The organism is Kitasatospora sp. NBC_01302, from assembly GCF_035976515.1.
Lineage (GTDB): Bacteria > Actinomycetota > Actinomycetes > Streptomycetales > Streptomycetaceae > Kitasatospora.
On sequence record NZ_CP108404.1, the window covers coordinates 6,527,261 to 6,539,387 of the forward strand.

The window sequence follows — 12,127 nt, forward strand, 5'->3', positions numbered from 1 at the left end:
CGGGCCGCGGGGGTGCGACGATGGGGACATGTCTGTCGTGAAGATCAATGTGCTGACCGTTCCCGCCGAGCAGCGGGAGGTGCTGGAGCAGCGGTTCGCCTCGCGGGCCGGGGCCGTCGAGGGGCAGGACGGCTTCGAGTGGTTCGAGCTGCTGCGGCCGATGGAGGGGACCGACCAGTACCTCGTCTACACCCGCTGGGCCACCGAGGAGGCGTTCCAGGCGTGGATGACCGGGCCGATGCAGGCCGCGCACCGGCCGGCCGGCAGTGAGGGGGCGCAGCGCCCGGCGGCCTCCGGGTCCACGCTGTGGTCCTTCGAGGTCGTGCAGTCGGCGGGCCCCAAGCAGGCCTGAGGGCGGGCCGGTCAGGCGGGCGGTGCGAGGGGGAGCGTGAAGAGCACCTCGTAGCCGCCCGCCGGCCGGGGCCCGGCGGTCAGCCGGCCGCCGTAGAGCTGGACCCGTTCGCGCATGCCGATCAGGCCGTGGCCGCCGGACACCGTGGCGACCGGTACCGCGCCCGGGCCGCCGGTGCCGCCGTCGTCGGCGGCCCGGGCGGTCAGCGTGTGGGTGTCGAAGTGCAGCTCGATCTCGGCGCGGGCGGTGGGGCCCGCGTGCTTGAGGGTGTTGGTGAGCGACTCCTGGAGCACCCGGAAGGCGGCCAGGTCCAGGCCCGGGGGCAGCTCGCGCCGCCGGCCGGTGACGGTCAGTTCGATCCCCAGGCCCGCGACGCGCAGCCGTTCCACCAGCTCGGGCAGCTGGGCCAGCCCGGGAGCGGGCAGGTAGGCACCGGGTTCGTCGCCGGGGGATCCGCCGTCGGGGGCGACGCGCAGCAGCGCGAGCAGGCCGCGCATCTCGTCCAGGGCCAGCCGGGCCGTCTCGGCGATGGTGTCCAGGGCGCCGCTGGCGGTGGGGGGATCGGCGGTGAAGACGTAGCGGGCCAGCCCGGCCTGCAGGGCGACCACCGAGAGGTGGTGCGCCAGCACGTCGTGCAGCTCGCGGGCGATCCGCACCCGCTCCTCGGTGACCGCGTGCTGCGCGCGGGCGGCCTGCTCCGCGTTCAGCTGGGCGGTCAGCCGGGCGAGTTGGGCGTTGCGCAGGCCCAGGTTGCGCATCCCCTCGGCGAAGTACCAGACGATGCCGACGCCCACCGCCGTCTGGCCGACGGCGAACAGCACCGAGACCCCGACCTCCAGCGCGTTCCAGCACCACAGCCCGGCGGTCAGCGCGACCGCCGCCTTGGTGGCCCGGCGCTCGGGGCGGCTGATCACCGTGTAGAAGGCGAACAGCGGGGCCCAGAGGTTCTCCGAGGACTCGTTCCCGGCGGCCGTGTAGACGGCCAGGGCCGCGCCGGAGACCAGCAGGGTCGTCCACGGCCGGCGGCGGCGCAGCGCCAGCGGGAGGTTGACCGCCAGGGTCAGCAGGATCGCCGAGGTGCCGAACAGCGGGTAGTGGTCCTGGACGTGCAGCTGGTGCCGGGTCTGCAGGGCGAACGCCAGGGTGAGGCCGCCCATGACGAACGCGAGGGCGGTGTCCACCGTCCCGGGGTGCCGGCGGAGCAGCTCCCACCCCCGTGCCATGCCGCTGTGCATTGCGGCAGCCTAGGCCGTGTCTCACAAATTCGCGTCGGATCAGCGCGCGGCTCCCCCAGCCTTCGGCCGGGAGGTACCCCCACCACCCAGCCTGGCGGCTGGGTGGCGCCCGGCTGGGCGTGCCGGCGAAGCCTCCTCGTACTGGGTCGTACTTGGATGATTCGCCGGTGCGTCCAGGCTGGATGCCCGGCGTCGCGCGCCTGGCGGGAATTGTGAGACACGGCTTAGGGCGGCCGGGCCGGATCTTCGTCATCCCTGCGCGGTATCCCGGGCTGCCACCGGGGACGGAGCGGGCGGCTCGAAGCGCACCGGGGCGTCGAAGGCGGCCCGCCGGGTGGCGCGGCGCAGGGCGCGCAGCACCGGGGTGCCGACGGTCAGGCACAGGGTGGCGGTCAGTGCGGCGCGCGGCAGGTCCCAGCCCATCGAGGTGGTCAGGCAGTAGACCGCGAACTTGGGGAGGTTGGTGGTCAGCGGGGCGCCGGGGACGAAGGCGATCGAGCTGCCCAGGCCGCCGATGTAGGGCCAGCCCTGCAGGTTCATCACGGTGCCGTAGAGCACGGCCGCCACGGCGCCGTAGCCGGCCAGCAGCACCAGCTCGCCGCGCCCGCGCAGGGTGGCCGGGCCGGGGAGCAGCCCCGCGCCCAGGCAGACCCAGCCCATGCTGAGCATCTGGAACGGCAGCCAGGGGCCGACCCCGCCGGTGAGCAGGGCGGAGGCCAGCATGGTGACCGAGCCCAGCACGAAGCCGCTGCCCGGGCCGAGCACCCGCCCGGCCAGCACCATCAGGAAGAACATCGGCTCCAGGCCCGCCGTGCCCGCGCCCAGCGGACGCAGCGCGGCGCCGACGGCGGCGAGGACGCCGAGCAGGGCCACGGTCTTGGGGTCCAGCCCGTGCTCGGAGAGCTGGGCGACCAGCACGGCCAGCAGCAGCGGCAGCAGGAGCGCGAACAGCCAGGGCGCATCCGCGGCGTGGCCCACCAGGGTGGAGGACGGCGCGGCCAGCAGCGGCCAGCCGAAGGCGGCCAGACCCACCAGGGAGGTGAGCGCGAGCATCGCGATCGAGCGCGGACCGAGCGGGACGGGGCGGGCCAGGTTCACCGGTCGGCCGCCCGCTCCGGCGCCCCGGGCGCCTCGCGCAGGGCGGCGGCCACCTGGCGGACCGTCAGCCACGGCTCGGGGGCCAGCACCTTGGCGACCTGCGGCGCGTAGACCGGGGAGGCCAGCACCACCTCGGCCGCCGGGCCGTCGGCGACCAGCTCGCCCTCGGCCAGCACCAGGGTGCGGTGGGCGAGTTCGGCCGCCAGCTCCACGTCATGGGTGGCCAGCAGGATCGCGTGGCCCTCGGCGGCGAGCGCGCCGAGGATCGTCACCAGGCGGGCCTTGGCCGCGTAGTCCAGGCCGCGGGTGGGCTCGTCGAGCAGCAGCAGCGCGGGGCGGGCGGTCAGCACCACGGCCAGCGCCAGGGTCAGCCGCTGGCCCTCGGAGAGGTCGCGCGGGTGGGTGTCGTCGGCCAGGCCCGGCAGCAGGCGCTCCAGCAGCGCGCGGCAACTGCCGGGCGCTGCGTCGGCGTCCTGGTCGGCGGCGGCGCACTCGGCGGCCACGGTCGCGGTGCAGAGCAGGTCGCGCGGGTCCTGCGGAACCAGGCCGACCTGGCGGACCAGCTCCTTGGGGCGGGCCCGGTGCGGGGTGAGCGGGCCGATCCGCACGCTGCCGCCGGTCGGGGCGTGCAGGCCGGCGAGCGCGCCGAGCAGGGTGGACTTGCCCGCGCCGTTGCGGCCCATGAGCGCGGTGATCTCGGTGCGGCGCAGGGTCAGCGAGACCTCGCGCAGGGCGGGCACCGGGCCGCGCTGCACGGTCAGCCGGGCGGTCTCGGCGACCGGGGCACCGGCCGCGTCACCGCGGGGACGCCCGGCTGCCGGGTCGGCGCCGGCCAGCCGGGCGCGCAGCGGGGCGGCCCGGCGACGGGCGTCGCGCACCGAGAGCGGCAGCGGCGACCAGCCGGCCAGCCGGCCCAGGCCCACCACCGGCGGGTGGACGGGGGAGTGGGCGAGGACCTCGGCCGGCTCGCCGAGCACCGCCGGGCCCCCGTCGCCCGGCAGCAGCAGCACCTGGTCGGCGTACTGGACCACCCGCTCCAGGCGGTGCTCGGCCATCAGCACCGTGGTCCCGAGGTCGTGCACCAGCCGCTGCACCACCGCCAGCACCTCCTCGGCGGCCCCGGGGTCGAGCGCGGAGGTCGGCTCGTCCAGCACCAGCACCTTGGGGTGCACCGTCAGCACCGAGCCGATCGCCACCCGCTGGCGCTGGCCGCCGGAGAGGGTGGCGAGCGGGCGGTCGCGCAGCTCGGCCAGGCCCAGCAGGTCGAGCGTCTCCTCCACCCGGCGCCGCATCACCGCCGGGGCCAGGCCCAGCGACTCCATGCCGTAGGCAAGTTCGTCCTCGACCGTGTCGGTGACGAAGTGCGCGCCCGGGTCCTGGCCCACGGTGCCGACCAGGTCGGCGAGTTCACGCGGCCGGTGGTCGCGGGTGTCGCGGCCCGCCACGGTCACCCGACCGTGCAGCACGCCGCCGGTGAAGTGCGGGACCAGTCCGTTGACGGTGCCGAGCAGGGTGGACTTGCCGGCCCCCGACGGGCCGACCAGCAGGCAGAGTTCACCCTCGGGCACGGTCAGGTCGAGACCGGTCAGGGCGGGCGCGGCGGCGTCCGGGTAGTGCACCGAGACCTGGTCGAAGGTGATCACGGGCGGTCGGCCTTCCGGAAGTCGGCGCCGGCGGGGCGGCGCAGGGTCAGCGGGCGCGGGGCGGGGGCGGCGACGGCGGGGAGCAGGCCGAGCAGCACGGCGAGGGCCGCGACCAGCGGGAGTTCGGGCACCGTGGGCGGCACCACCGTGGGCGCGAAGGGCGCCGGGGTGCGGGTGACCAGCCAGATCATGACCGCCGCGACCAGCACCCCGGAGCCGGCGACCAGCCACTCCGGCAGCCCCCACCGGTCGGGGCGGTAGCGGGTCCGCACGGTGCGCCGCCCGCCCAGCGCCAGGCCGCCCGCGCTCGCGGCCACCCCGGCCGGCAGCACCGGCAGCGCCCAGCCGGCGCCGCCGTCGGCGAGCAGCCCGTAGGCCGCCGCGCAGAGACCGAGCAGGCCCAGCAGGGTGAGCGCGGCGGTGGCCCGGGCCACCGCGCGCGGCACCGGCGCGGTGCGGCCGAAGCCGCGGCTGTCCATCGCGGCGGCCAGCGCCACCGAGCGCTCCAGCGCGCTCTCCAGCACCGGCAGACCGACGCTGAGCACGGAGCGCAGACCGCGGTCCGGACGGCCGCGCAGCCGGCGGGCGGCCCGCAGCCGCTGGACGTCGGCGACCAGGTTCGGCGCGAAGGACATCGCCACCACCACGGCCACGCCCACCTCGTAGAGCGCGCCGGGCAGCAGCCGCAGCAGCCGGGCGGGCGAGGCGAGCGCGTTCGCGGCGCCGACGCAGATCAGCAGGGTGGCCAGCCGCAGCCCGTCGTAGAGCGTGGCGAGCAGCCCCTCCAGGGTCACCCGGCCGCCGACCCGCACGCCCTGCGCCCAGCCGGGCAGCGGCAGTTGCGGCAGCGTCAGCAGCACGTGGGTGCCGGGGACCGGCGAGCCGAGCAGCACGGTGAAGCCCAGTCGCAGCACCAGCACCGCCAACCCCAGCCGCAGGAAGGTGCCGTAGGAGCGGGCCCACGGCGCCTCGGTGCGGCGCACCGCGACCACGTAGCCGGCGACGGCGACGATCAGGAGCAGCAGCAGCGGGTTGGTGGTCCGGGAGGCGGCCGTGGCCAGGCCGAGCGCCCACAGCCACCAGGCGGCGGGGTGCAGCGGGCGCGGGGCGCGGCGCAGGGCGGTCAGGGCCATCGGGATCAGGTCCGGCGCCGGCGCCGGACCTGCCAGACGGCACCCGCGCCGAGCAGCACGACCAGCGCGCCGCCGGCGGCCAGGCCGAGGTTCGGGCCGCTGCTCGGGGCCTTGGTCGCGCCGCTGGTGGTGCTGCCGCTGGTGCCGCTGCTGCCGGAGACGGCCTCGCCGCAGCCGGCCGCCGGGTAGCCGGCGATGGCGCAGAGCATGCCGTTGGTGTCGTAGCGCAGCGGCGGGGCGAGCGCGGCGAGCACCTCGGCCGAGCTGGCCTGCTGCCGCACCTGGGCGCAGCCGGTGCGGGCCGCGGGCGGCACCGAGCCTGACGGCGCGTCGGTCCGGGTGCCGAAGTCCAGCACCACGCCGACCCGCTTGAGGCCCGGCTTGGCCGGGGTGTCGGCGCAGAGCACGGCGAAGTCCGCCGCCCCGCCGGTGGGGCGGGCGGCGTCCTGGCCGCCGTCGGGGCTCAGCGCGAAGCGCCAGCCGTCGACCGAGCCGTCGGCGGGGACATAGGTGGCCGGGCCCTGCTGCTGGTAGCTCCAGCCGCCGTCGGCGCCGCGCCAGAACGACCAGTACCGGTAGCCGGCCGCCTCGGCCCGCCCGGCCAGCACGGTCAGCGTGGCGAGGGCGGCCACCAGCGCCAGGGCCAGCAGGGCGGCGCGCTGCCCCGCGCCGCTCGGCCGGGCCGGGATCACTGGCCGCGCTTGCGGCTCAGGCTGATCGCCAGGCCGCCGCCGATACCGATCAGCACGCCACAGCCCAGCAGCCAGGGCGAGAAGCCGCTCTTCTTCTTGCTCTCCTTGGCGGCGGTCTGCACCGCGGGCCCGCTGTCGGTGAGCTGCTTGACCAGGTCGGTGCCGCCGAAGCTGTGCGGGTCGCGGCCGGCGGCCTGGGCGGCCAGGATCAGCGCCGCGGTGGCACCGGCGTCCGGGCCCGCCGGGCCCTTGGTCCAGCTGCCGCCGTTGGCGGCCAGCCAGTCCACCGCTCCGGCGGCCTGCTGCGGGTGGCCGGACCGGACCAGGCTCAGCACCGCCCAGGTGGTGCCGCTGTAGTCGGGGCTCGGCGCGGCGGCACCCGGCGTGCTGAGCGTCAGGTGCTGGCCGCCCGCGGCCAGCGTCGTGGCGAGGTAGGCCGCGGCGCTCTCCGCGGAGGCGGCGCCTCCGGCGGCGGCGTCCGTGCCCGTCGCGCACTCGGGCGCCTTGGGGGCCGGGCCGGTCGGGCTGCCGGCGGCCACCGGCAGCGAGCCGCCCGCGATGGCGAGGGTGGCCTGGGCGGTGGCCAGCGCGTTGGCGCTCGCCGGCTGCCCCGCGGCGGCGGCCTGGTAGGCGAGGGCGCCGCGCTGCTCGGCGGGTGCGGCGCAGCCCAACTGCAGGGCGCCGAGCGCCGTCAGGCCGGTCCTGCCGTCCTTGGCCACCTGGGTCGGGTCGGCGCCGGCGGCGCGCAGCGCGCTGACGGCGAGGCCGGTGGAGTCGGCGTCACCCGGGCTGCCGGGGTTGTAGGACCAGCTGCCGTCGCTGTTCTGATTGGTCTTCAGCCACTGCACGCCCTTGTCCACCGCGGCCTGGTGGCCGCCGAGCGCGACCAGCGCCTGCATGGCCAGCGCGGTGGCGTTGCTGTCCTCGGTGGCGGCGGTGCACGCGGCCTTGGCGTCGGCGCGGAACGAGGGCCAGCCGCCGTCGGCGCACTGCTGGCCGGTCAGCCAGTCCACGGCCGCGGCGCCGGGCGTCACCTTCGCGCTGTTCAGCGCCATCAGTGCCATCGCCTGGCGCCAGACACCGTCGTAGGTCGGGTCGCCCTTGCCGTACAGCGCGGCGGGCGGGGCCACCGGCGAGGGCGAGGCCGGGGTGGCGGGGCTGGGCGAGGAGCTGGTGTCGGCCAGCGCGGGCCCGGCGACCAGACCGGTCAGCAGGGCGGCGGTGAGCAGGGCGGCGCCGGTACGGGCGGGCGTGGGCATGGTGTGGCGGGGGCCTTTCGCTGGACGGCGGGTGGTCCGCGGTCCCCGCCGACGGCTCGGGTCAGCGCCGGTTGCGGCCACCGGCAACTCTAACGGGCTTTTCCAAGCGGACCGCTGCTGGGCACTTCCGGCCGCCACCGGACCGTCCGTATGCAAAGGAGCCGCCGGGTCGCGGCCGTGGAACCGCCGTGCGGGCGGAGCGCGGGGGAGCGTGGCGTGAATCACCTTCCCCGCCCGGGATGCCGAAGCTACGGGCCGGTATCTTCGAGGTCTCGCACTGTTCACATGTTCAAGGGGCCGATCCATGACGGGGCAGCCACCCTCCACGGCCGACCAGCGGCCGCTGCGGATCGCGCTGCTCTCCTACCGCGGTGACCCGTTCTGCGGTGGCCAGGGCGTCTACGTCCGCCACCTGTCCCGGGAGCTCGCCCGGCTCGGTCACCACGTCGACGTGATCGGCGCCCAGCCCTTCCCGGTGCTCGACGAGGTCGAGGGGCCCGGCTCGGTGCGCCTGGTCGAACTGCCCAGCCTGGACCTCTACCGCGCCGACGACCCGTTCCGCACCCCCGCGGCGGCCGAACTGCGCGGCCCGGTGGACCTGCTGGAGGTCGCCACGATGTGGACCGGCGGGTTCCCCGAGCCGCTCACCTTCTCGCTGCGGGCCCGCCAGTACCTGGCCGCCCACCGCGGCCGCTACGACGTGGTGCACGACAACCAGACCCTCGGCTACGGCCTGCTGGGCCTGGCCCGGCACGGCTTCCCGCTGGTCACCACGATCCACCACCCGGTCACCGAGGACCGCCGCCTGGAGCTGACGGCGGCCGCCACCCGGCTGCGCCGGCTCTCGCTGCGCCGCTGGTACGCCTTCACCCGGATGCAGCGCCGGGTCGCCGCCCGCCTCGACCACATCATCACCGTCTCCGGCAGCTCCAAGGCCGGGATCGTCGAGCAGCTGGGCGCCGCCCCCCGGGCCGTCTCGGTGGTGCCGATCGGCGCGGACACCGGGCGCTGGTCGCCCTCGGACGAGGTCGCGGTGGTGCCGGGCCGGATCGTCACCACCTCCAGCGCGGACGTGCCGCTCAAGGGCCTGGTCCACCTGGTGGAGGCGCTCGCCAAGGTCCGCACCGAGCGGGACGCGCACCTGGTGGTGGTCTGCAAGAAGCAGGGCGAGGGCCCGGTGGCCGACGCGGTGCGCCGGTTCGGCCTGGAGGAGCACATCGAGTTCCGCACCGGCCTGAGCGACGAGGAGATGGTCGACCTCTACCGCTCGGCCGAGGTGGCCTGCGTGCCCTCGCTCTACGAGGGCTTCTCGCTGCCGGCCGCCGAGGCGATGGCCACCGGCACGCCGCTGGTGGCCACCACCGGCGGGGCGATCCCCGAGGTGGCGGGCCCGGACGAGGAGAGCTGCCTGGCCGTGCCGCCGGGCGACGCGGGCGCGCTGGCGGGCGCGCTGGGCCGGCTGCTGGACGATCCCGCCCTGCGCGCCCGGCTCGGCGCGGCAGGCCGGGAGCGGGTGCTGGCCCACTTCACCTGGGAGCGCGCCGCCGAACTCACCGCCGATCGCTACCGCGCGGCCATCGCCACCGGCGTCGGGCAGCGGGCCCGCTCGGGCGCGGGCTGGCGCTACGTCGCCTGACGGTCCTCGGCCCGCGGTGAAGAGCGTGGCCTGAACGTGCGTTACCCGACCCTCCGTGTACCGAATGGGAGCTCCACACCGTGCTGACCGTCGATTTCTCCCGCTTCCCACTCGCCCCCGGTGATCGGGTGCTCGACCTGGGCTGCGGCGGCGGCCGGCACGCGTTCGAGTGCTACCGCCGCGGCGCCAACGTGGTCGCACTGGACCAGAACGCCGAGGAGATCGCCGAGGTCAAGCGCTGGTTCGACGCGATGGACGCGGCCGGCGAGGCCCCCGCCGGGGCGAGCGCGGTGGCGATGGAGGGCAACGCACTGGCGCTGCCGTTCGAGGACGAGTCCTTCGACAAGATCATCATTTCCGAGGTGATGGAGCACATCCCCGACGACAAGGGCGTGCTCAACGAGATGTTCCGGGTGCTCAAGCCCGGCGGGCTGCTCGCGGTGACCGTGCCGCGCTGGCTGCCCGAGAAGATCTGCTGGGCGCTCTCCGACGAGTACCACGAGGTCGAGGGCGGCCACATCCGGATCTACCGCGGCGACGAGCTGCTCGACCGGATCCGCGAGGCCGGCCTCACCCCCTACGGCACCCACCACGCCCACGCGCTGCACGCGCCGTACTGGTGGATCAAGTGCGCGGTCGGCGTCGACAACGACAAGGCGCTGCCGGTCAAGGCCTACCACCAGCTGCTGGTCTGGGACATCGTCGGCACCCCGGTGATCAGCAAGCTCACCAAGGCCGCCGAGGCCGCGCTCAACCCGGTGATCGGCAAGAGCTTCGTCGCCTACGCCAGCAAGCCCAACCGGGCCGGCGCGTGACGGCCCACGAGGGGGTGGCCACCCCCGGGCCGCTGCTGCTGCCCGGCGTGCTGGACGGGCCGCAGGCGGCTGCCACGGTACGCAGCATCCTGGCCGAGCAGCGGCCCGACGGCGCCATCCCGTGGTTCACCGGCGGCCACCTCGACCCCTGGGACCACACCGAGGCCGCGATGGCGCTGGACGCGGCCGGCGAGCACGCCGCGGCCGAGCGCGCCTACCGTTGGCTGGCGGACTGTCAGAACCCGGACGGCTCCTGGTACGCGGGCTACTTCGAGCACGGCGCGGACGGCGTCAGCAACCGCGCGGTGGAGACCAACTTCTGCGCCTACGTGGCGGTCGGCGTCTGGCACCACCACCTGACCTGCGGTGACGACGCCTTCCTGGACCGGATGTGGCCGGTGGTCCGCCGCGCGCTGGACTTCACCGTCGGCGCCCAGCTGCCCGGCGGGCCGATCGCCTGGCGGCTGGCCGAGGACGGCACCCCCGCCGACGAGGCGCTGCTCACCGGCTCGGCCAGCATCCTGCACGCGCTGCGCTGCGGGCTCGCCATCGCCGACTACCGCCAGGAGCCCCAGCCGGACTGGGAGTTGGCCACCGGCCGGCTCCAGCACGCGGTGGCCGCGCACCCCGAGCGGTTCCTGGACAAGGGCCGCTACTCGATGGACTGGTACTACCCGGTGCTGGGCAGCGCCCTGCGCGGACCGGCCGCGCTGCGGCGCATCGAGGCCGACTGGGACCGCTTCGTGGTGCCCGGGCTCGGCGTGCGCTGCGTCAGCGACCGGCCCTGGGTGACCGGCGGTGAGAGCGCCGAACTCGCGCTCGCGCTCTGGTCGGTGGGCGATGCCGAGCGCGCGGTCGAGATCCTGCGCTGGATCCAGCACCTGCGCCACCAGGACGGCTCCTACTGGACCGGCTACGTCTTCGAGGACGACGCCATCTGGCCCGAGGAACGCACCACCTGGACGGCCGGCGCACTGCTGCTCGCCGTCGCGGCGCTGCGCGGCGACCCGGCGACGGTGGCCGTCTTCGGGGCCGAGCGGCTGCCGCACGGGCTCGCGGTCCAGGGCTGCTGCTGAGCCGCGCGGTGTGAGCGCAACGCGAAGGGCCGACGGGAGACTCCCGTCGGCCCTTCGTTCGTGCGGGGCGGGTTCAGCCGCGCTGGATGCCCGAGACGTCGGCCAGCACGCCCTGGGTGCCGTCCTGCAGCTGGGCGACGAGCGCGGTGCCGCGCTGGTCCACCGCCAGGTACCAGGTGCCGGGCAGCAGTTCGCCGACCGGCGCACCGGCCGGACCGTCCTTGGGGGCCAGCTGGCGCGGCTCGGGCACGGCGAACCAGAACGGCGCGAAGTCGGCCGCGGGCGCCGGGGCCGGGACCTGCTGCGCGGCCGGGGCCTGCTGGGCGGCCGGGGCGGGCTCGGCGGCGGCCGGAACGGGCTGCGCGGCGGCGGGGGCCTGGGCTGCGGCCTGGGCGAAGGCGGCGTCCTGCGGCTGTGCCTGGGCGGCGGCCGCGGGCACCGGCTGGGCGCCGAGGCCGGCGGCGGGCTGGCCGTAGCCGAACTCCTGGCCGGGCTGGCCCGCCATCGGCTGGCCTGCGTCCGGCGCGGGGAAGCCGTAGCCGCCCGGCTGCTGCGGCTGGCCGCCGAACTGCTGGCCGCCGAAGCTCTGGCCGGGCACCTGCTGGCCCGCGCCCGGCGCCGGGAAGCCGTAGCCGCCGGGCTGCTGGTAGCCCTGGGCAGCGCCCGGGTAGCCGCCCGCCGGCGGCTGGTAGCCCTGCGGAACCGCGGGCTTGTCGGTCAGCAGCGGGGCCTGCAGCGCGGGCACCAGCGGCCCGGCCACGGCGGCACCGGCCAGCACGAGCACGGCGACGACGCCGAGGTAGGCGCCCCACGAGTGGTCCGAGCCGCTGCCCAGCGCCCACAGCGCCGTCCAGAGCGCGACGACCGAGAACGAGACGCCCCACTGGTCCAGGCGCAGGCCCAGGATCTGCCGGGTCTTGGCGGCCTCGCCCTGGAAGCGCTGCAGCAGCACCAGCGCGGCGGCCGCGATGCCCAGCAGGTAGACCGAGGGCAGGATCGGGAAGAGGTCGCTGGTCCAGACGCTGGTGGAGTACACCGTCGAGCAGCCGCCGAACTGCTTCAGCGACGGCGAGCAGTCGACGGAGATGTACGGGAGGAACGACGAAATGAGCAGGAGCACGGCCGCACCTGCGACGGCGGCATCTCCCCTGGTGAGAGCGCGCAGATTCACTGATCGGTCCCCTCGCT

11 protein-coding genes are annotated in these 12,127 nt (G+C 76.2%); 4 read left to right on the top strand and 7 right to left on the bottom strand.

Annotated features, from left to right (window positions below; genetic code table 11):
* The first annotated feature begins 28 nt into the window (after positions 1 to 28).
* Positions 29 to 352, top strand: a complete 324-nt coding sequence (locus OG294_RS28650) for an antibiotic biosynthesis monooxygenase family protein (protein ID WP_327069430.1) — start codon at positions 29 to 31, stop codon at positions 350 to 352.
* 11 nt (positions 353 to 363) lie between these two features.
* Here the strand turns inward: OG294_RS28650 and OG294_RS28655 are convergent, their stop codons facing one another.
* From OG294_RS28655 to OG294_RS28680, 6 genes are all read right to left on the bottom strand, one after another.
* Entirely contained in the window at positions 364 to 1,587 is a 1,224-nt protein-coding gene (locus OG294_RS28655; protein WP_327069431.1) for a sensor histidine kinase, read from the bottom strand.
* A gap of 249 nt (positions 1,588 to 1,836) precedes the next feature.
* Positions 1,837 to 2,640 carry an ECF transporter S component gene (locus OG294_RS28660; protein ID WP_327071702.1) on the bottom strand — a complete coding sequence of 268 codons (804 nt, stop codon included), beginning with the start codon at positions 2,638 to 2,640 and terminating at the stop codon, positions 1,837 to 1,839.
* Positions 2,641 to 2,681: 41 nt separating this feature from the next.
* On the bottom strand, positions 2,682 to 4,328 hold the full coding sequence (locus OG294_RS28665; protein ID WP_327069432.1) for an ABC transporter ATP-binding protein: 1,647 nt from the start codon (positions 4,326 to 4,328) through the stop codon (positions 2,682 to 2,684).
* On the bottom strand, positions 4,325 to 5,461 hold the full coding sequence (locus tag OG294_RS28670; RefSeq protein WP_327069433.1) for a CbiQ family ECF transporter T component: 1,137 nt from the start codon (positions 5,459 to 5,461) through the stop codon (positions 4,325 to 4,327). The genes OG294_RS28665 and OG294_RS28670 overlap by 4 nt, the downstream gene beginning before the upstream one ends.
* 5 nt (positions 5,462 to 5,466) lie before the next feature.
* Positions 5,467 to 6,153, bottom strand: a complete 687-nt coding sequence (locus tag OG294_RS28675; protein ID WP_327069434.1) for an SCO2322 family protein — start codon at positions 6,151 to 6,153, stop codon at positions 5,467 to 5,469.
* The gene (locus OG294_RS28680; RefSeq protein ID WP_327069435.1) at positions 6,150 to 7,412 is read right to left on the bottom strand and encodes a prenyltransferase/squalene oxidase repeat-containing protein; all 1,263 of its coding nucleotides are present in this window, start codon (positions 7,410 to 7,412) and stop codon (positions 6,150 to 6,152) included. Before OG294_RS28680 ends, OG294_RS28675 begins: the two co-directional genes overlap by 4 nt.
* A 304-nt stretch (positions 7,413 to 7,716) precedes the next feature.
* Here OG294_RS28680 and OG294_RS28685 point away from each other — a divergent pair, with 304 nt between their 5' ends.
* From OG294_RS28685 to OG294_RS28695, 3 genes are all read left to right on the top strand, one after another.
* Positions 7,717 to 9,048 (top strand): glycosyltransferase family 4 protein, encoded by a 1,332-nt coding sequence (locus OG294_RS28685; RefSeq protein WP_327069436.1) that lies wholly within the window; start codon positions 7,717 to 7,719, stop codon positions 9,046 to 9,048.
* Between the two features lie 80 nt (positions 9,049 to 9,128).
* The gene (locus OG294_RS28690) at positions 9,129 to 9,863 is read left to right on the top strand and encodes a class I SAM-dependent methyltransferase (protein ID WP_327069437.1); all 735 of its coding nucleotides are present in this window, start codon (positions 9,129 to 9,131) and stop codon (positions 9,861 to 9,863) included.
* Complete coding sequence (locus tag OG294_RS28695; protein ID WP_442789238.1) at positions 9,860 to 10,939, top strand: prenyltransferase; 1,080 nt, start codon at positions 9,860 to 9,862, stop codon at positions 10,937 to 10,939. Before OG294_RS28690 ends, OG294_RS28695 begins: the two co-directional genes overlap by 4 nt.
* Before the next feature lie 73 nt (positions 10,940 to 11,012).
* Here OG294_RS28695 and OG294_RS28700 read toward each other — a convergent pair whose 3' ends face one another.
* Positions 11,013 to 12,059 carry a hypothetical protein gene (locus OG294_RS28700; RefSeq protein ID WP_327069438.1) on the bottom strand — a complete coding sequence of 349 codons (1,047 nt, stop codon included), beginning with the start codon at positions 12,057 to 12,059 and terminating at the stop codon, positions 11,013 to 11,015.
* Between the last annotated feature and the right edge of the window lie 68 nt (positions 12,060 to 12,127).

Bases quoted from the DNA above. Each gene is read 5' to 3' on its own strand.
- OG294_RS28680 (WP_327069435.1), bottom strand. From the start codon at position 7,412: ATGCCCACGCCCGCCCGTACCGGCGCCGCCCTGCTCACCGCCGCCCTG.
- OG294_RS28650 (WP_327069430.1), top strand. From the start codon at position 29: ATGTCTGTCGTGAAGATCAATGTGCTGACCGTTCCCGCCGAGCAGCGG.
- OG294_RS28670 (WP_327069433.1), bottom strand. From the start codon at position 5,461: ATGGCCCTGACCGCCCTGCGCCGCGCCCCGCGCCCGCTGCACCCCGCC.
- OG294_RS28685 (WP_327069436.1), top strand. From the start codon at position 7,717: ATGACGGGGCAGCCACCCTCCACGGCCGACCAGCGGCCGCTGCGGATC.
- OG294_RS28660 (WP_327071702.1), bottom strand. From the start codon at position 2,640: ATGCTCGCGCTCACCTCCCTGGTGGGTCTGGCCGCCTTCGGCTGGCCG.
- OG294_RS28655 (WP_327069431.1), bottom strand. From the start codon at position 1,587: ATGCACAGCGGCATGGCACGGGGGTGGGAGCTGCTCCGCCGGCACCCC.